15 protein-coding genes are annotated in these 19538 nt (G+C 63.5%); 3 read left to right on the top strand and 12 right to left on the bottom strand.

Features of this window, described 5'->3' with window-relative positions; translation table 11 throughout:
* Nucleotides 1-14 precede the first annotated feature (14 nt).
* The 5 genes from queD to QME84_00220 form a co-directional block, all read right to left on the bottom strand.
* On the bottom strand, nt 15-419 hold the full coding sequence (gene queD / locus QME84_00240; GenBank protein MDI6872705.1) for a 6-carboxytetrahydropterin synthase QueD: 405 nt from the start codon (nt 417-419) through the stop codon (nt 15-17).
* A gap of 1 nt (nt 420) precedes the next feature.
* Complete coding sequence (locus tag QME84_00235) at nt 421-1185, bottom strand: acyl-CoA dehydratase activase (protein ID MDI6872704.1); 765 nt, start codon at nt 1183-1185, stop codon at nt 421-423.
* Between the two features lie 126 nt (nt 1186-1311).
* A complete protein-coding gene (locus tag QME84_00230; protein ID MDI6872703.1) occupies nt 1312-2319 on the bottom strand; it encodes a 2-hydroxyacyl-CoA dehydratase in 1008 nt (335 codons plus the stop codon).
* 296 nt (nt 2320-2615) lie between these two features.
* Nucleotides 2616-3785, bottom strand: a complete 1170-nt coding sequence (locus tag QME84_00225; GenBank protein MDI6872702.1) for an acyl-CoA dehydrogenase family protein — start codon at nt 3783-3785, stop codon at nt 2616-2618.
* 103 nt (nt 3786-3888) lie between these two features.
* Nucleotides 3889-4680 (bottom strand): enoyl-CoA hydratase-related protein, encoded by a 792-nt coding sequence (locus tag QME84_00220; protein MDI6872701.1) that lies wholly within the window; start codon nt 4678-4680, stop codon nt 3889-3891.
* A gap of 583 nt (nt 4681-5263) precedes the next feature.
* Here QME84_00220 and QME84_00215 point away from each other — a divergent pair.
* The 3 genes from QME84_00215 to QME84_00205 all read left to right on the top strand — a co-directional run bounded on the left by QME84_00215 (nt 5264) and on the right by QME84_00205 (nt 9593).
* On the top strand, nt 5264-6934 hold the full coding sequence (locus QME84_00215; GenBank protein ID MDI6872700.1) for a Na/Pi cotransporter family protein: 1671 nt from the start codon (nt 5264-5266) through the stop codon (nt 6932-6934).
* Nucleotides 6935-7038: 104 nt separating this feature from the next.
* Nucleotides 7039-8019 (top strand): DUF523 and DUF1722 domain-containing protein, encoded by a 981-nt coding sequence (locus QME84_00210; protein ID MDI6872699.1) that lies wholly within the window; start codon nt 7039-7041, stop codon nt 8017-8019.
* 212 nt (nt 8020-8231) lie between these two features.
* Nucleotides 8232-9593 carry a deoxyribodipyrimidine photo-lyase gene (locus QME84_00205; GenBank protein ID MDI6872698.1) on the top strand — a complete coding sequence of 454 codons (1362 nt, stop codon included), beginning with the start codon at nt 8232-8234 and terminating at the stop codon, nt 9591-9593.
* A 173-nt stretch (nt 9594-9766) separates the two neighbouring features.
* Here QME84_00205 and QME84_00200 read toward each other — a convergent pair whose 3' ends face one another.
* From QME84_00200 to QME84_00170, 7 genes are all read right to left on the bottom strand, one after another.
* Nucleotides 9767-11833, bottom strand: coding sequence for a L,D-transpeptidase (locus tag QME84_00200; GenBank protein ID MDI6872697.1), 2067 nt, complete (start codon nt 11831-11833; stop codon nt 9767-9769).
* Nucleotides 11834-12482: 649 nt separating this feature from the next.
* Complete coding sequence (locus tag QME84_00195; protein ID MDI6872696.1) at nt 12483-13535, bottom strand: L,D-transpeptidase/peptidoglycan binding protein; 1053 nt, start codon at nt 13533-13535, stop codon at nt 12483-12485.
* Between the two features lie 636 nt (nt 13536-14171).
* Entirely contained in the window at nt 14172-15011 is an 840-nt protein-coding gene (locus QME84_00190; protein ID MDI6872695.1) for an FAD/NAD(P)-binding protein, read from the bottom strand.
* Nucleotides 15008-16033 (bottom strand): 4Fe-4S dicluster domain-containing protein, encoded by a 1026-nt coding sequence (locus QME84_00185; protein MDI6872694.1) that lies wholly within the window; start codon nt 16031-16033, stop codon nt 15008-15010. Before QME84_00185 ends, QME84_00190 begins: the two co-directional genes overlap by 4 nt.
* A 12-nt stretch (nt 16034-16045) precedes the next feature.
* Nucleotides 16046-17029: a 4Fe-4S dicluster domain-containing protein gene (locus QME84_00180; protein MDI6872693.1), complete on the bottom strand. Its 984-nt coding sequence runs from the start codon at nt 17027-17029 to the stop codon at nt 16046-16048.
* The gene (locus QME84_00175; GenBank protein MDI6872692.1) at nt 17023-17463 is read right to left on the bottom strand and encodes a hydrogenase iron-sulfur subunit; all 441 of its coding nucleotides are present in this window, start codon (nt 17461-17463) and stop codon (nt 17023-17025) included. Before QME84_00175 ends, QME84_00180 begins: the two co-directional genes overlap by 7 nt.
* Before the next feature lie 3 nt (nt 17464-17466).
* A complete protein-coding gene (locus QME84_00170; protein MDI6872691.1) occupies nt 17467-19500 on the bottom strand; it encodes a CoB--CoM heterodisulfide reductase iron-sulfur subunit A family protein in 2034 nt (677 codons plus the stop codon).
* Nucleotides 19501-19538: the final 38 nt, after the last annotated feature.

Genomic DNA, 19538 nt, shown 5'->3' with positions numbered 1-19538 from the left:
GACCACACCCCTTGTTATCCTGGCCGCTCCCGATCTCCTTCGCGGTAGACCACGCGGGTGTCCGGCGATTCGGATACCGCCACCCAGGAGACGCGGATATCCTTTCCCAGTCCCCTTACTCGCTCGGAGAATCTCCGGTGGATGTGCCAGGCCAGGTTCTCGGAGGTGGGGACGACGCGCGTGAAGGGCTCCACCTCGTTCAGGCAGCGGTGGTCGAATGGGGCCACGATCTCGCCGAGGATGCGCTTGAGAACCAGGAAGTCCACCACCATCCCTCCCTCCCCCGGCTCGCCCCCGGCGACCGCCGCTTCCACCCTCCAGCGGTGTCCGTGCAGCCTGGAGCAGGGCCCGGGATATCCGGGAAGGCGGTGGGCGGCGTCGAAATGGGTTCCCACTACGATCTCGTAATCGGCGGCCAACTCAAACCTCCTCCAAGAGCAGGCGGCAGCATCCCACGGCAGCGACGAAGTCGGGGGGCTCGGGGACCACGGGTTCCACACCCAGTCGGTCGGCCAGCATCGCTCTCAGGGCCCGGTTGCGGGCCACGCCCCCGGTGAGGACCAGGGTTCTCCTGGGGAAACGGGCCAGGAGGGGAAGGAGGCGGCCGAGGATGGCCCGGTTAACCCCCGCGGCCAGCCTCTCCACCGGCCATCCCTCGCCCAGCAGGCCCACCAGCTCCGTCTCCCCGTACACGGCGCAGGTGGAGGAAAGCTCCACCGGGTCCTCCCGGTATCTTCCCAGTTCCTCCCAGTCCATCCCCAGCACCCTGGACATGTTCTCCAGGAACTTCCCCGCCGAGGCCGCGCAGCGGTCGTTGGCCTCGAAATCGGCCAACCTTCCATCCCTCACCAGCAGGGCCTTGGAATCCTGGCCCCCCACGTCGAGGATGACAGCTTCCCTTATGCCGGTCATGGCCGCCACCCCGGCGGCAATGGCCTCCAGCTCCGGGAACATCACCGCTCCTCCTCCCAAGCGGGCCCTGCCGTAGCCGGTGGCACCCACGCGCACTTCCTCCCCCAGGCCGAAATCCTTCTTCCGAAGCGCTCCGCCGTCCTTCCCGGCCTCGATGTGCTTCCGGTAGAACTCGGCGGTGTCGAAAGGGCCAAGGAAGCGTCTATCCCCGTCCACCTCAACGGCTATCTTGACGAAGCGGCTTCCCAGGTCCACCCCGCACCGCGCGTCCACTGGTATACCTACCTCCTCTTCAACCTCCGGGCGGCACCCCGGGTGCGCTGTCCCAACTTTATGTTACCCCACGCCCGCCCGAAAACCGCGGAAACGGGACGCCGCTGCGGGGACACGGCCGGGAACTTACCCGTGCTTCTCGCGCCGGAGCATGGAGACGAAGTTCTCTAGGCGCATCCTGGTCCTGGCGTCCAGGCGGGAGGAGCGGTCCAGCTCCAAGGTGAGCATGGGGAGGGACAGGGAACGGCGGAGGATAATGTCCTCCACCTGGCGGAAGCAAAAACTCTGCACATAGTGGATGAGACCGTCCAGCCGCCTGCGGCGCGCCTCCCTCCGGATATCCCTTAAACGGTAAAATATGGAATAAGGGTAACTGTAGCGGCGGTACTTCTCCACCAGGTCCGCGGTGCGGAAGGGCAGGCTGAACTGGCGCTGGACCTCGTTGTACACCACCCTGGCCCCCAGGGTCTCCAGGTAATCGTAGAGCTCGGGGGCCATGGGGGGAACGCCCAAGTAACCCAGGCGCACCATGTCCCCGGCACGGGGAAAGCCGGGGTCCCTTTCCCTCTCCCCGACGCGGGCCAGCAAGTCCTCGAGCTTCCGGCCGTAGGCATCGGGATCCCCCTCCATGTCGCTGCAGCCGACCAGGACAAGGTGGTTCTCCAGTCCGGTCACCAGCCCCTCCTTCCAGGTCAGCTCGTCCAGGCGGTGCGCCCGCCGCCGCACCCGGTCCAGGCGCCTCAAGGTATCCTCCACCTCGTGCCAGTCCACGGCCAGGCGGCGCATGAAGGCCTCCACCTGGGCCCGCAGCAGGACGTAATCCCTCTCATAGGGATAGGCGAAGGGGATGACCTCCATCCCCTCCGACTGCAGGGTCTCCATGAGGCCGTGGGTGTTGGAACAGTCCCCCTGGGTCACCGCCACCACGGCACCCAGGTCATCCATCTCCCTTGCCGCGCCGTAGATGCCCTTCACCCAGGCGCAGAAGGAACGGGGGAAACCGGCCAGTTCCGCCTCCTCGATGAGCCGTTCCCTCTCCGGGTGGGAGACGAAGACGTTGTTCAGGTCCACCGGGATATGTCCGGCGGCGTAGATGACCTCTACGGGCACGGTGGTGGTGATGCCGATCTTCATCTCCAGTTCATGATAGCATCCCCGTCCCTTTCCGGGACGCCGCGCCTTTCGGGCTTACGGTCGCCGAGGGGCGGGGATACGTGAAAAGGTAGGGCGGCCCCTGGAAGATGCCCGAACGAAACCTCTTCGCTCGCCCCGGCCCGGGATAACAGGAATATGTCGTGAACTTAACGGGCAAGGCTCACCTCTTCCCATATGATCCCGGGGTAAGACCCAGGCCCGGAAAGCGAAGGGGGCGCCGGGAAGCGCCCCCTTGTTCTCTTCCGACCTCGTGGCAGTGCCGATCGGCGTCGATATTAACCCCAGGGGTAAGTGTCGGTGACGCCCATCAGGTTGGCGCTGATGACCACCCTCTGGATCTGGTTGGTGCCCTCGTAGATCTGCATGATCTTGGCGTCGCGCATGAGCTTCTCCACCAGGTACTCCTTCATGTATCCGTACCCGCCGTGGATCTGCACCGCGTCGGTGGTCACCCGCATGGCCATGTCCCCGCAGAAGGCCTTGGCGTAGGAGGACTCCAGGGAGCACGGCAGTCCTTTGGAGGCCTTCCAGGCGGCCAGCAGGTAGAGCCGGCGTCCCGCCTCGATCTGCATGGCCATGTCCGCCAGCATGAAGCTGATGGCCTGCTGGGCGATGATGGGGCGGCCGAACTGTACCCTCTCCTTGGCGTACTTGAGGGCCTCCTCGAAGGCGGCGCGGGCGATGCCCACCGCCCCCGCGGCCACGCTGGCGCGGGTCATGTCCAGGGTGACCATCACGTTGTAGAAGCCCTGGCCCATAGGCACGAAGAGGTTCTCCTTGGGGACCCTGACGTTGTCGAAGATAACCTCCGTGGTGTTGGAGGCCCGGATCCCCATTTTGTCCTCCTTCTTCCCGATGGAGACCCCCTCGTACTCCCGCTCCACGATGATGGCCGCGATGCCGCCGTACTTCTTCTCCTTGTCGAAGGTGCAGAAGACGCTGTAGAAGTCGGCTATCCCCCCGTTGGTGATGAAGCACTTCTGCCCGTTCACCACGTAGTAGTCACCCTCCTCGCGGATGGTGGTGGAGATGGAGGCGGCGTCGGAACCCGCCCCCGGCTCGGTCAGGCAGAAGGCGGCGAACTTGGGGTTCTCGGGGTCGGTCAGCCGGGGGAAGTACTTCTTCTTCTGCTCCTCGTTGGCGGCGATGAGCATGGGGGTGGTGGCCAGGCTATTGGCCCCCAGGGTGGTGGCGATTCCAGCGCAACCCCAGAAGAGCTCCTCGCTGACCATGGCCGCGGTGACCTGGTCCAGGCCGCCGCCGCCGTATTCCTCGGGGATGGCCATGGCCGTTAGTCCCGCGGCCGCCGCCTTCTTGATCAGCTCATCGGGGATCTTGCCCTCCTTGTCGCACTCGAGAGCGATGGGGCGCATCTCGTTGAGGGCGAAGTCGTGGGCCATTTTCACTGCTGCCTTCTGTTCTTCGGTGGGTTCGAAATCGATCATCCAACTACCTCCTTGACTCTTCGAACTCCTCGGCGTACGTTACCGCTTCCTATCCTGCCGGCCCGGCGGCCCGGGCCTTCTTATATGGTTAAAGCATGCGAGCCTACCTGCCCACGAACTTGGCCTTCCCCGGCCCCTCGGCCAGGAAGGTTCGCATGCCTATCTTCTGGTCCTCGGAGGCGAAGCACAGGGCGATGCCCTGGGCCTCGATGATCAGCCCCTCCTCTATGGAGCACTCTATGCCCTTGTTGATGGCCCGCTTGGCCATGGCCAGGGCCACCGCCGGGCCGGCGGCGTACTTGGCGGCCACCTTCTGGGCGTACTCGATGACCGATTCGTCCCCGGTGACCACCTTCTGGACCAGCCCCATCTCCAGGCACTCCTGGGCGCTGTAGAAACGGCCGCTGTAGATCATCTCCTTGGCCTTCGCCGGACCTATGAGGCGGGGGAGCCTCTGGGTCCCGCCCGCCCCGGGAATGATCCCCAGGAGAATCTCCGGCTGCCCTATCTTGGCGTTCTCATGGGCGAAGCGGAAATCGCAGGTGATGGCCAACTCACACCCCCCGCCCAGGGCGAAGCCGTTGATGGCGGCGATAACCGGTTTGGGAATATTTTCCACCTTGGTGAAGCTCTCCTGGGCGATGCCTATGAACCTGGCGATGTCCACTGCCCCCTGTTCCACCATCTCCTTGATGTCCGCCCCGGCGGCGAAGTTCTTCTCCCCGCCGGTGATGACCACCGCCCGCACCTGGTCATCCAGGGTGAGCTCCTCCGCGCATTTCCCGATCTGCAGGAAAAGGTCCGCGTTCAAGGGATTGAGCGGAGGACGGTTCAGGGTCACCGTAGCCACGCCGTCCTTAACCTCCACGATGAGCAGGTCGTAGTCGTAGGGCATTTTTCACCTCTCTTTCCTGTCGCGAGGAGACCTAGCGAACGGACAGAAGTTCGGTTCTCACCTCCTCCTGTGATCCCGGGCTCTCCCGGTGTCTGCGTCCCGGGGTGAGAATCCCATTCCTTGGAGTATCAGGTCTGGGGAAAGGCCCATTGCGACCCTTCACGCGGTTCCAACCCAAAACAGATTAACACCAACCTACTGCTCCGTCAATAAACGCCGCTTCGACGGGCACCGAGGGTCGTACCCTTCCCGCACACCGGGAGGAACCCTTGAATCGCCTGCTCGCTGGCTCAATACGCCATTTATTTCGTGGAGTGTAGAAATCTACCCGCTTCTTCTCGTGTGGTTCCGCGCGTTCACGCTGACTCGCCGGTAGAGCATACAAGTTAGATTTCCTTGTATGGATAATGCATCATTTCACCGAGGTGGAGCGGTCTCGGCCCTCATTTCGCACCCCACTTCCAGGCCTACCGGAAAGCTCGTCCTAACCCTTGTTCCCATGCGCCATGGCTAATATAATTGCGCTTTGGGTGAGGATGAGAGCCGCATCGAAAGCAACGGTTCACCCGGGGAGAAAAGAACGGTGAAATTAGAGGCCACCTCCGTCTGGTTCGGGATACTGGTCCTCTTCGGAGGTTTGGGCCTTTTCCTTTTCGGCATGTTCCTCATGAGCGAGGGGCTGCAGCTGGCGGCGGGTGACCGCCTGCGCCGCATGCTGGAGAGCCTGACCCGCAACCGCTTCCGCGGCGTGCTGGTGGGCACTGGGGTCACCGCCCTCATCCAGAGCTCCTCGGCCACCACGGTCATGCTGGTGGGCCTGGTCAACGCCGGGCTCATGAAGTTCTCCCAGTCGGTGGCGGTCATCTTCGGGGCCAACATCGGGACCACCATCACCGGCCAGATCGTGGCCTTCAACGTGAAGACCCTTTCCTTCCCCTGCATCGGGCTGGGCTTCGTCCTTTATCTCCTGGCCCGCAGGAAGGTCTGGAAGTACACCGGTCAGATCCTCCTGGGATTCGGCATACTTTTCCTGGGGATCGAGCTCATGAAGGGGGGCCTGGCCCCCCTGAGCAACTCGGGGACCTTCGAGAACTGGTTGACCAAGTACGGCGCCAATTGGTTCCTGGGTCTCCTCCTGGGCATTGTAATCACCAGCCTGGTGCAGAGCTCCTCGGCCACCACCGGGATGGTCATCGCCATGGGAGCCGCCGGGGTTCTCTCGGTCAACGGAGCCGACCCCCTGCGCATCGCCATTCCCATCATCCTGGGATGCAACATAGGCACCTGCATCACCGCCCTCATCGCCAGCCTGGGAGCCAGCCTTCCCGCCAAGCGGGTGGCCATCGCCCACTACCTGTTCAACATCTCGGGAACTCTACTTTTTTTGCCCTTCCTGGCCTGGCTGCCCAAGCTGACCCTGCGCATCTCCGAGCTCTTCGGTGCCGGCCCGGACAACATCGCCCGCCAGGTAGCCTGGTTCCACACCTTTTTCAATCTGACCATGACCCTTCTTTGGCTACCCTTCATCAACCAGTTCATATGGTTGGTGAAAAAGATCAAGCGGGGCGAGGAACCCGTTGTGGAGCGCGACCCGCTCTTCCTGGACCCTCGCATCTTTCACAACCCGGCCCTGGCCCTGGAGATGGCGCGCAAGGAGATCACCCGCATGGGGCGCATCACCCTGGACATGCTGCGCACCTCGGTGGGCTACCTCAAGAAGATGGACCGGGGAGGCAAGAAGCATCTCTTGGAGATGGAATCCATCGTGGACGGGCTGGCCCATTCCATCATCGAGTACCTTTCCAAGCTCTCCCAAGAACCCTTGGCCGGCGACCAGTCCGAGCGCCTGGTGGGCTACATGCACGCGGTCAACGACATCGAGCGCATCGGCGACCACGCGGAGAATATCATGTACCTGGCCATCAACAAGTCCGAGGACGGCCTCTCTTTCACTGAAACGGCCAAGCAGGAACTGGAAGAGATATCCAGCACGGTCTTCGACATGTACGAGGGTATCATCGACGCCTTCGAGAAGGAAAACCAGGACGAGGCCCGGCATTACCAGTCCTTCGAGCACCTGGTGGACGAGATGGCCAGCCGCTTCCGGCGCAACCACCTGTCTCGCCTCAACCGCGGCGAGTGCGACGGGTCCGCGGGGGTGGTCTTCCTGGACACCCTCAGTAACCTGGAGCGCGTGGGCGACCTGGCCAACAACGTGGGCCACGTGACCACCGGCGCCCTAGAAAAACTGTGAACCCCGAAGGACCCAAGGCCGCTGGATATGCCGACCACAGGTCAGCAACGGAGGTGGTCGGAAAAGGCATAGGGCCTTTAACCCGGAAGGTGAAGTGAGCGGACGTGGGCGTTGACGCAGGGGAGGAAAAGCCGGTACTGGTCATCAGCAGATGCCTGGGATTCGAGGCCTGCCGCTGGAACGGGGAGATCATCCGGGACGACTTCGTGGAGTTGCTCGCCCGCCGCGTGAAATGCCTGACCGTATGCCCCGAGGTGGAGATAGGCCTCGGGGTTCCCCGTGACCCCATCCACGTGGAATGCAGGAAGGGAGAGCTGCGGCTGGTGCAACCGTCCACCGGGCGGGACGTCACCGGGGAGATGAAGGACTTCTGTCGCGGCTTCCTCGATTCCTTGGGGGAGGTGGACGGCTTCCTGCTCAAGGCGCGCTCGCCTTCCTGCGGGTTACGGGACGTGAAGATATTTCCCTACGGAAAGAGTGACGTCGGTGCCATGGACAAAGGTCCCGGTTTCTTCGGGGGAGAGGTCATCCGGAGGTTCCCCCTGCACCCGGCGGAAAGCGAGGGCAGGCTCAAGAACTTCCGGCTTCGGGAACACTTCCTGGTGCGCATCTTCACCCTGGCCCGGTTCCGAGAGGCTGCGTGCAAGGGGACCGTGGGGTCCCTGGTGGATTTCCACTCCCGACACAAGTTCCTCCTCATGTCCTACAACCAGAGGGCGCTCAAGGAACTGGGGCGACTGGTGGCCAACCCCGACCGGCATCGCACGGAAGAACTCTTCGAGTCTTACCGGGAGGGACTGCTGCGGGCCCTGGCCAGGCCGCCCCGATATACCAGCAACGTTAACGTACTCATGCATGCCCTGGGATACTTTTCCAACCATCTCACCAAAGGTGAAAAGGCCCATTTACTGGACGCCTTGAGGCGCTACGCGGAAAAGAGGATTCCCCTGAGCGTGCCAGTGAAGATCGTCAATTCCTGGATACGCCGCTTCGACGAAAAATACCTGGCCGGGCAGGCCTACTTCCGACCCTACCCGGAGGAGCTAGCCATGATCGGCGATTCCGGGAAGGAGGGGGACCTGTGAGTGGAGCAGTCCGCCCCGGGGAGTGCCGCGGGGGTGGCGAGAGCACAGGGTGGAGATGGGAAACCGGGGAGGGTTCCCCCTGCATCCCGGTGATCACGAGCGTCATGCGTGTACGAAGGGGAAGAAGTGGGTTTCATTTCCCAAAGCCTGGCTCCTTGGCCGAGGAACGGGGGATAACGGCCAGCGTGTAAAGAAGGAAAGAGTTACCTGATATGATCCAGCCCGAAAGGTTGAAGGTTCTCAAGGGCGGGGGCTTCGTCCCGGGGCGCTACGTGCTCTACTGGATGCAGGCCTCCCAGCGTGTGGTCTACAACCACGCCCTGGAGTTCGCCGTGGAGCGGGCCAACGAACTGAACCTACCCCTGGTGGTCTTTTTCGGAATCGCCGTACGCTTCCCCGGAGCGAATCGGCGCCATTACCTGTTCATGCTGGAGGGGCTGCGGGAAACGGGCGAGATGCTCGCCGAGCGGGGCGCGCAGTTCGTGGTCCGGGAGGTCTCCCCGGAAAAGGGAGCCCTGGAACTGGCCCGCGACGCCTCCCTCCTGGTGGTGGACAGGGGATACTTGCGCCACCAGCGGGCCTGGAGGGAATGGGTGTCCCATCGCTCCCCCTGCCCGGTGATCCAGGTGGAGAGCGACGTGGTGGTGCCCGTGGAAACGGCTTCCCGCAAGGAGGAATACGCGGCGGCCACCTTCCGACCCAAGTTGGGACGCCACCTCCCCCGTTTCCTGAGTCCCCTCTCCATGCGCGATCTAAAAAGGCCTGACCCGGACCTGGACCTGGAAGGGTTGAACCTCTCCGATCCCGCCCGACTGTCCAAGGAGATCCGTACGGCGAAGGCTCCCGATTCCCTGCTGATACCTCCCGGCGGGACCTCGGAGGCCCTGGCGCGGCTGCGCTCCTTCGTCCGGGAGAAACTTGACCGATACCACCTTCTTTCCAAACATCCGGAACTGGACTATACCTCGGGACTCAGCCCCTACCTCCACTTCGGGCAGGTGTCCCCTCTTCAGGTCGCCCTGGAGGTCAAGAAGGCAGGGGGGCCGGGAGCCGAGGCCTTCCTGGAACAGCTCATCGTGAGGCGGGAACTGGGCGTGAACCTCGTCCATTACCGCCCCGCCTACGACTCCCTGGAAGCCCTGCCCGCCTGGGCTCGGCGGACCCTCCAAGAGCATGCGGGCGACCGGCGGGAATACCTGTACTCCCTCGAGGAGCTTGAGGGGGCGCATACCCACGATCCTTTCTGGAATGCCGCCCAGAAGGAGATGCTGGCCACGGGCCGGATGCACAATTACATGCGCATGTACTGGGGAAAGAAGATCATCGAATGGTCAGCAAGCCCGGAGGAAGCGCTGAAGAGGATCCTTTACCTCAACGACCGGTATGAGCTGGACGGGAGGGATCCCAACGGCTATGCCGGCGCGCTGTGGTGTTTCGGCAAGCACGACCGTCCCTTCGCCGAAAGGAAGGTCTTCGGCAAGGTACGCTGGATGAGCTCGGAGGGTCTGCGCCGTAAGTTCGACATCGATGCCTACGTTCGGAAAGCGAATAGCCTATCCGGTGACAAAACGTGATCCGCATCCGGAGCTTTGGCTTTTTATCCCGATTCCCGCCGCATGAATGTTTTCCGGCGCTTGAAGATGCTCATGGCTGGAACCCCAGCGCTTCTCTACCGGGACTAAAGGCCTTTCACGGGTAGAAATATAGTTGAATACCCCCTGGGGTATCAAAATTCAAGACCTGACCCTTAATATCCCCTCGGCATGACGAAGTACATGGCACGTTCCGCTACCACCGGTTGGTCGGCGTGGACGTTCATGGAGAAGGAGGTCCTGTCCATCCCCGGCAGGTCGTCCACGTGCACGGTCACCCGGCGGTGCGGCTGCACCAGGTAACCGGCACCGAAGGTGGAGCCGTCCTCGCGCAGGAAGACCACGTTCACGAAGGCGGGCGAGGAACCGGGGTTGGAGAGCAGGAGATAGGTGTCGAAAGCGCCGTCGGTGTATCCCTCGGCGAAATACCAGTTATTGGAAGCTTCCCTGGAGCCCATGGCGGCATGTCCGCCCCAGTGGCTGTCCAGGTTGTAGTACACGGCCCTTTCGGCGACGATGGGGTGGTCGGAATGCACGGCCATGGCCACGTCCTGCCCGGAAAGACCCCCCTGGGAGCCCACGTCAACGGTAACCCGGCTTCCCGCCCTCAACAGGTAATCATAACGGAGGTTACCATCCGGAAGCAGGTACTCCACGTGGACAATGGTATCCTGCCCCGTAGGGTTTCCAAGGAGCAGGAAAGTGGAGAAGAAGTTCCTGGTGCATCCCTCCGCGAAATACCAGTCCCTGGAAAGCTCCGGAGCGCCCACCGAGGCATGGCCTCCCCCTATGTATCCAAGGTTGAAATACATGGCCCGTTCGGCCACGATGGGCAAGTCGGACTCCACTCGCATGCAAAAGGACGCCGAGGCTACCGCGGGTAGGGAATCCACGGAGACGGTATGGCGTGAGCGAGGAGGCAGGAGGAAGTCGTACCGCGCGTTCCCTCCCCCCTCCAGGTAGAAGAATACCCGGGCCGTGGTCGGCTCGCTTCCGGGATTGGAAAGGAGAAGGAAGGTGTCGAAGGAGTTGGCGGTGAATCCCTCGGCGAAGTACCATTCCTTGAAAGGAGCCGTCGCCCCCACGGTCACCGTGCCGTCGTCGCGGTTGCCCATGGTGAAGTACATAGCGCGCTCGGCCACCACCAGTCCCGTGGCCTCCACGCGGATGGCAAAGGATGCGGCCTCCAGGCCGGGAAGCTGGTCCACGGGAACGGTAAGCCGGGAATGGGGCGGAAGGTACCTGTTCTCCGTAACCGTGATCCCGTCATCGCGGTAAAAATCAACCCGGGCCGCGAACCCCCCGTCTCCGGGGTTGGAAAGCAAGAGGAAGGTGTCGAAGCCGAAATCCGTGCATCCCTCGGCGAAATACCATTCCTTGGAGGGAGCCTCGGCCCCCTGCGTGTCATGGCATCCCGACACCACCCTCCGGGCCAGCGAGGCGTAGGTGATGGTAAGGGGAGTGCCGTCGGGTGCCCAGTAGTAGGGCCAGTAGGCCTCCAGGGGATGCAGGCGGATGCAACCGTGGGAGGCCGGCGCGCCCAGCCCGGCCTCGTAGCGGCTCGATCCGCGGGGCCAGGAATGCATGCCGTGGCTGGAGGTGAAGGACATCCAGTAGTCGCACACCGCGCCCCCCAGGCCACCGTGCACGCGGTAATGGGCCAGGATACGGAAACTGCCCATGGGGGTGGCGTTGTTAAGCCCGGTGGAACAGCGCATGACGTTGACCAGCTGGTCCCCCTCGTAGAAGTAGATGCGCTGGTCGCTCAAGGAACAGACCATGCGCTTGGGACCCCCCGCCGCAGCCACCTCCGGCTCCAGGGATGCCGGAACCCGCGGCGAGAGCGGTCCCTGGCGCAGGCTCTCGTCCACCGCGGCCACGGCGTAGAAATAACTCCTCCCGGGCACCGCGGTGTCATCCAGGAACACCGGGTAATCCCGCATGGAATCCGCGGCCCGGCCGCCCACCGGCACCAGTTCCCCGTCGGCCGATTCCGAACGGTAGACCAAGTACCCGAAAGCCCCCGCCACCGGCCGCCAAGTGAGGGCGATGCGTTTTCCCACGTCCTCCGGACGATGGAGAACGGCGATACCCTCGGGCGGGGAGAGGGTCCCCCCTTCCGCGAGTTCCACCGGTGGAGGCTCCGCCGCGGCTTGCAGGGTGAAGAGGACCAGGAAGCAGGCCAAAAGCATGGCCACCAGGGCCCTTTTTCTGGTGATCACCTTCCTGGATACATCTTTCATCTTCCCTATCCGCTCCGGAACCGAATCTCCGGCTTGCGCCTCCGTGGTCGTCTTCCCGGAAACATCCCCCATCCTTTCCCCCTCGGCTTCATTTCCAAAACTTATCCATCCCGTTTTCCGCCTTCCCTCCATGAAAGCGCCCTCATTATCCCCCGTCTCTCCGCGGGAGCGTCCGCCGGGGCGACCTTCACGTCCTGCGCCCCTTCGCCGTTCCCGATATTCCCGGCGCGAGTCATTTTTCCCCAATCACTTGACGTCTTCCGTAGGATTACCCTTCGCCTCCATCGCTAACCTTCTCGAAACCGATTCTCACCTTCCACCTCCGTCCCGATACTAATGATTCGTCTCCTGGCCCCACGTGGTTTAGGAAAAACATGGTATGCCTTCAGGTCCAAGACATCGCCTCTCTCCCTGCAGGTCGGCACGAAGAGAATCACGCCCGGCAATTTCTGCCTCCTTGCCCCCGTGCCCGCTGGCACCTTGAGCCTCCTGAACAGATAGACCGAAACCCGCCGCGGCCCTAAAACCGCTTGGTTGAAATGCCCTTCGCCTACGGGTATATCCTGTTGGTTTCGGGCATGCCTGTCCCTTTATGTTTCCCTTTATGATCTCAATATACGGTCGCCGTTCAGTAGATGAGGACCGGGGTGCCGACCTCCACCCGCTCGAAGAGGTCCTCCGAATCCCTTATGTACATGCGGATACATCCATGGGAAACGGAATAACCTACGGACCACGAACTGTAAGTGCCGTGGATGAACACTCCCGGGGCGCTGGTGCCCAGGGCCCGGGTGCCCAGGGGATTTCCGGGACCGGGGGGGATATAGGGAGGCATGTTGGCGGCCCACGAAGTGCCCGGGTTCACCCAGGTGGGGTTCTTCTGCTTGGAGATGATCTTGAAGGTTCCGCTGGGGGTGGGCCAGGAAGGCATTCCCACCGCCACCGGGTACTGCTTCTCGATCTCCATGTTGTTGTACAGGGTGAGACGGTGGTTGGTCTTGTCCACCACGATCACCTTTCCCACCTGGTCGTCGGTCACCTCGGGCCTGGCCACCTCGATCCGCAGGTGAATCGTCCTTTCCGTGGAGGCCAGGGCTTCCACGATGGCCTCCCTGGCCAGGTCGGCGTCCAGGTCCCACCCCTCCCGTGACCTCTGGAATACCAACTTCCTTCCCTCCAGGCGGATCTCGGCGTTGAGCGGCGGGCGGTCCACCGTGGCTTCCAGCTCAGAGAGGAAGGAATTCAGCTTGCGCGCGTCGTAGCGGACCACCAGGCCGACGTCCCTCTCCAGACCCCGGAAGGCGGCCCGGTTGACCCAGCGCTGGTAGAAGGGTATCTGGCGGCTGGCGGCGATGGCCCGGTCCACCGTCTCCTCGAGGTCCACGCAGGCGTCTATCTCGTAGAGGGGCAGGGGCCAGGTGTTGCCGTCGAATTCGAGAATCAGGTCACGGTTCAGGGCTTCCAGGTCCAGCTCCGCCCGGAGCTTCTCCAACGCTTCCTCCCGGCTCAGCCCCCCGAGGGGAATGCCCTGCACGTATACGCCCCGGAAGACGCGGCCAGCGAAGGCCAGGTCCAGCCCCAGGAAGGAGAGGATCAGCAGCAGGAATATGGTAAGTATTACCAGCCCCAGGACCAGCAGGAAGTGGCGGATTATGCTCCAGGCCCGCATCCGGAAGATCATTTCCGCAAGCTCCCCTTCGCGTTACCGACGACCCCCCGAAACGGGTTCCAGTTTCCCTGCCCGGGCACTTGCCTTCCCGGGCCGTCATACAAGGGCTTTCCCCCGGGTCCTTTGCCGTTCCCGTCGAGAAATGCACTCCCAGCTCTGGGCGAATTCCCAGGTCTTTCCACCATCCTCCGGCGGATGGCAACTCTACCCATCTCGACCCGTTTTCCTCCCTTCTCCTCACGCCCGTGCCGCAACCCGGCTCGCCCGAGGTGACGAAGGCTGCCCCCGTTCCGGTACTATTCTTCCCCGCCGGTGGATTGCTTCCCTTCCAAAGGCCATACCCGCCGTCCGCCGGGGACCCCCATAAAGCATGCACCGCAGCCGTCCCGGTTACCGGGATGGGTTCCCGGTGCAGGCTCCTCTCCCCTGCCGGTGAATCATCCTCCACCCACCCCCACGCCACCGTTGGATGCGGGTGCCGCCCCCGCGGATCCCTGCAAAAACCGGTCGGTCCCACTTTCCCCTTGCTCATCCGCAGGGGGAAGGCTTTCCCCCTCATCCTCAAGGCCGGCGCCCCCGAACCCAAAACGCGCGGGGCGGGGGAGATGCCCCGCCCCGGATGAAAGATTTCGGCCGCCGCCTCAGACATCAGGCGAAGGCTTCAGGTATGTCCTTTATCTGCGCGTAGGAGAACACCGGGCCGTCCTTGCACACGTAGAGGTGCCCCACGTTGCACCGACCGCACTTCCCGATGCCGCACTTCATGCGGTTCTCCAGGGTGGTGTACACCTGGTCGGGGGTGAAGCCGAGCTTTTCCAGGTTCTGGAGGACGAACTTGATCATGATGGGCGGTCCGCAGGTCACGGCGATAGCGTTCTCCGGCGAGGGGGACACCTCCATGAGCAGCTGGGGCACGAAGCCCACGAAGTGGGGCCACCCCTCTTCTTCCACGTCGATGGCCAGGTGACAGCAGGCATCCCCGCAGGAGTTGAGTTCCTCGAACTCGTCCTTGAAGCAGTGGTCCGCGGAAGTGCGGGCCCCGTAGATCACGGTGAGCTCCCCGTAGTCGTCCCGGTTGTCCCGTATCCACTGGATGACCGGGCGCAGGGGAGCCTGCCCGATGCCGCCGCCGATGGTGATGACGTTCTTCCCCTTCCACTCCTCGAGGGGGAAGTTATTGCCCAGGGGGCCGCGGACGTAGAAGGAATCCCCCGCCTCCAGCTCGTGCAGGGCGGTGGTGTTCTTGCCCATCTTCATGATGCTGAAGCGCAGGTACCCCTTCTCCGTGGGCGAGGAGGAGATGCAGAACATGGACTCCCCCACCCCGGGTATGCCCACCATGGCGCACTGGCCCGGCAGGTGGCTCCAGGTGTCCCAGACCTTCTCGTCGGCGAAGGTGACCTTGAAGGTCTTGATGCAGCGGTCACCCGGCGTCTCGTAGCGGGCTTCCAGGATCTTCACCTCGTAGGGAATGTAGGGGTTCTTCATGAGGCATCCACCACCTGTTCCAGGATCTCCAGGATGTCGATGTTCACCGGGCAGAGGTTGATGCACCGCCCGCAGCCCACGCAGGCGATGACCTCGAACCGCTTCGGGTAGTAGGAATACTTGTGGCTGATGCGGTTCCTGGTGCGCTCCCGGCGGGTGGGCCGGGGGTTATGCCCCGAGGCGTGCAGGGTATACTCGCTGAACATGCAGGAGTCCCACATGCGGGCGCGCCTCCCCTCCCCCATCTCCTCCACCTCGTCCTGGATGTCGAAGCAGTGGCAGGTGGGGCAGAGGTAGGTGCATATCCCGCAACCCAGGCAGGCGGCGGAGACCTTCTTCCATAGCTCGTGCTCCCACAGGGTGGGCAGCTTCTCCGGGATGCCCTCCGTGTTTATGGAGCGGGCGATCTTCCCCTCCGCCCGGGCGGCCATCTCCTCGGCCTTCTTCTCCTCCTCTGCGGGGGCGTCCTCCAGGTGGGCGGAGAGGGTCTCCTGGAGCTTCTCCCCCTTCTCGGTCAGGGCCCGCACCAGGTAGTGGTCGCCCATGTCCGCGAGGAGCATGTCCAGGCCCTCCGTCCCGAAGGGGCTCCCTCCCAGGGAGGTGCAGAAGCAGTTGATGGATGGCGGCTCCACGCAGGCCAGGCCAACCAGGGTGGTGAGCTCCCGGCGCTTGAGGTAGTAGGGGTCCTCGTAATCCCAGCTGAAGAGCCGGTCCACGATGGACATGGCCCGGGCATCGCAGGGACGCAGGCCGAAGATCACCGTGGTCCCCTCCTCCTCCACGTTCTTCTCCCGGAGCTCCGGGTTGCCGCGCTGGAAGCGGAAGAGGGTCTCCGTCTGGGGGAAGACCACCTTCTTGGGCGGAACGGTGGAGTTCCCGTACTCCAGGAAGGCCTCCCCGGGATCGGTTATCTGCTTAAAGATGACCACCTCGTCCGACTTGGCCGGGGCGATGAGGCGGAACTTGGTGAGTTCCTGGAGGGCCTCCTTTTCCTTGTCCTTGTTCAACTTCTTAACTGCCATGGCCATCACCCTTTACAGTATGAAGTCTTCGCGGTCGTCCACCTTGAAGGTGGCCAGGAGCGGAGGCGCCTCGGCGTCGGTCCCCGGCTCGTAATCGTAGAGCTCCTCCACGTCCTTGTAGAACTTGCGGTTGAGCTCCATGAGGGGAATCTCCACCGGGCAGACCCGCTGGCACTCCCCGCACTGGATGCAGCGACCGGCCAGGTGGTAGGCCCGCGCGATGTGGTAGGCGGTGTTCTCGCTGATGTCCACGCTGCGCCGCATCCACTGGGGGTTCAGGCGGTCCAGCACGCAGTCCTCGCAGTAGCACATGGGACAGACGTTGCGGCAGGAATAGCAGCGGATACAGCGCGAGAACTTCTCCTCCCAGTAGGCCCACTTCTCCTCGGCGGAACGCTTCTCCAGCTCCAGCACGTCGGAGTAGTCGTCGTCGGCGAAGCGCTCCACCGCCTCGTCCAGGAGCTGGTCGTAGACGAGGGGGGTGGGATAGCGGCACCGCTTGCACTTGTCCGCCAGGAGCTCCTCCTTGGGCACCTCCTCCCGCTGGCCGTCGAAGGAGAGGACGAACTTGTCCCCCTCCAGGGTAATCTCCCCCCGGGAGAGGACGTCGGGGAACCTCTTCTCCACCTTGTCCATGTCCACCACGCCGGTGCAGGGGATGCCCAGGACCACGATGCGCTCGCGCTCGTAGGCCTTCTCCTCCATCTGCTGCACCAGGGCCCGGGAGTCGCACCCCTTGACCATCACCGCCACCTTGCGGAGGTCCGGCTCCTGGCCCCGCGGGACGGGGAGCTTCTCCTCCAGGGTGAGGTAGGTGGCCAGGTTGTTCACGCAGGCCGGGGAGAAGATGAGCTGGTCCACCTCCTCGGGGGAGGTGATGAAGGCGGGGCGGGCCCGGAACCCGTAGGTACCCTGGCGGTAGCCGATGAGCTGGCGGACGTCGTCCCGGGAGATGACTTCCCTGGCGATCTCTCTGAGTCTTTCTACGTCTACCAATTTAACTGCCTCCGTTGGAACTTGTTCATGGGCCCGACGGATTTCACGCCGCTCACGACCTCCTCGATGACCTCCTTCCACTTGGCGCCCTCGGAGGCCGACACCCAGCTCATGCGCACCCTCTCCGGCTCCACGCCGAGGTACTCGAGGAAGTTGCGCATGAGGGCGAAGCGGCGCCTGGCGTAATAGTTGCCCTGCATATAGTGGCAGTCACCGGGGTGGCACCCGGAGATGAGCACCCCGTCCGCCCCCTGCTGCAAGGCGTTCATCACGAACAGGGGGTTCACCCGGCCGGAGCACATGACCCGGATGACCCGCACGTTGGGCGGGTACTGGATGCGGGAGGTGCCGGCCAGGTCCGCCCCGGCGTAGGAACACCAGTTGCAGAGGAAGGCCACGATGTTGGGCTCGAAATCGTTGTTCTTCTCCGCCATGGTTCACTTCACCCCCAGGGCCTGTATCTGCGGGAGTATCTGGACGTCCTTGAAGGAACGCTGCTGGATGGACCCCGAGAGGCAGGCGGCAGCGCAGGCGCCGCACCCCTTGCACAGCGCCTCGTTGACCCGGGCCACCTTCACCGGCCAGCCGTTGCGGGTGGTCTCCACCAGCTCGATGGCCGCGAAGGGGCAGACGGCCACGCAGAAGCCGCAGCCGCGGCAGGTGGCCTCGTTGACCTCCGAGGTCTGGGCCTCCACTTTCACCTTCCCAGAGGCCATGGGGATCATGGCCGCCGACGCGGCGCCCTTGGCCTGGGCCACGGCGTCGGGGATGTCCTTTGGACCCTGGCAGACGCCGGCCAGGAAGACGCCGTCGGAGGCGGTGTCCACCGGGCGCAGCTTGGGATGGGCCTCCAGGTAGAAGAGGTCCGAGGACTGAGAGAGCTTGAGGAGATCAATTATTTCCCGGTTGTCGGAGCGCGGCACCAGCCCCACGGAGAGGACCACCATGTCCGTCTCGTGCTCCAGCGGGGTAGTGGTCAGGGTGTCCTCGGCCTTGACCACCAGCTTGTCCCCCCGCTTGAAGATCTCCGAGGGGTTGCCCCGGATGTAGCGCACCCCCTCGCGGCGCACCCGGTCGTAGAACTCCTCGAATCCCTTCCCGAAGGCGCGCACGTCCATGTAGAAGATGGTCACCTCGCAATCCGGGATCTTGTCCTTGGCCAGGTGGGCCAGCTTGGCGGTGTACATGCAGCACACCCGGGAGCAGTACTCGTTGCCCACGCTCTTGTCGCGGGACCCCACGCACTGGATGAAGGTGATGCTCTTGGGGACCTTGGGGGGCTCGGCCTCCTCGCCCTCCTTCTTCTTTTTCTTCTTCCCCCGCTCGAGCATGACGATCTTCCCGCCGGTGGGCCCGGAGGCGTTCACCAGGCGCTCGAACTCCAGGGCGGTGAGCACGTTGTCGTAGACCCCGTAGGCGTATTCCGGCTTCTTGCGGGCGTCGAAGACGTCGTACCCGGTGGCCACGATGATGGTGCCCACCTTGAACTCCACGATCTCGTCCTGGAGGTCGAAGTTGATGGCATCCGCCTGGCAGGCGTCCTTGCACCTGGGGGATTCCCCGCACTTCCCCTTGGAGAGGAAGAGGCAGTTCTCCTTGTCGATGGTGTACTTGGCGGGAACCGCCTGGGGGAAGGGGAGGTAGATGGCCCCCCGCATGCCGATGCCCTCGTCGAACTCGTTGGGGATGCGGCCGGCCATGCGGCAGACGTCGGCGCAGGCCCCGCAGCCCGTGCACTTGTCCATGTCCACGAAGCGGGACTTCTTGCGCACCTTGACGTCGAAGTTGCCGATGTAGCCAGAGATTTCCTCCACCTGGGAGTAGGTCATGAGCTCGATGTTGGGGTGGTTGGCCACGTCCACCATCTTGGGGGTGAGGATGCAGGCCGAGCAGTCCAGGGTGGGGAAGGTCTTGTCCAGCTGGGCCATGTGTCCCCCCACGGTGGGGGACTTCTCCACCAGGTAGACCTTGAACCCGGCGTCCGCTATGTCCAGCGCCGCCTGGATGCCGGCGATCCCCGCCCCGATGATCAGGCAGGCGGGCTCCACGTCCACTTCCTTGACGTCCAGGGCCTCCAGCCGGCGGGCCTTGACCACCGCCGCCTCCACGATGCGCTTGGCCTTCTGCGTGGCGGCTATGGGGTCCTCGTGCACCCAGGAGCACTGCTCCCGGATGTTGGCCATCTCCAGGAAGTAGGGGTTGAGGCCCCCGGAGAGGAGGGTCTTGCGGAAGGTGGGCTCATGCATGCGCGGGGAGCAGGAGGCCACCACCACCCGGTTCAACCCGTACTTCTCGATGTCGTCGGTGATCAACGCCTGCCCAGGGTCGGAGCACATGTAGGAGTAGTTGCGGGCTACCACCACGTCGGGGAGAGTGGAGGCGAACTGCACCACCTCCTCCACGTTCACCACCCCGGCGATGTTGGTGCCGCAGTGGCAGACGTAGACTCCGATCTTCGGCTTACCGTTCATGTTTCCAGTTTCCTCCTCGTGCCGTAGGCTACGGTCGT

It is taken from the genome of Actinomycetota bacterium (genome assembly GCA_030019255.1).
In the GTDB taxonomy this organism is placed as follows: domain Bacteria; phylum Actinomycetota; class Geothermincolia; order Geothermincolales; family RBG-13-55-18; genus Solincola_A.
Note: the sequence above shows the minus strand (reverse complement) of the source record. Positions and strands in the feature narration are given on the sequence as shown.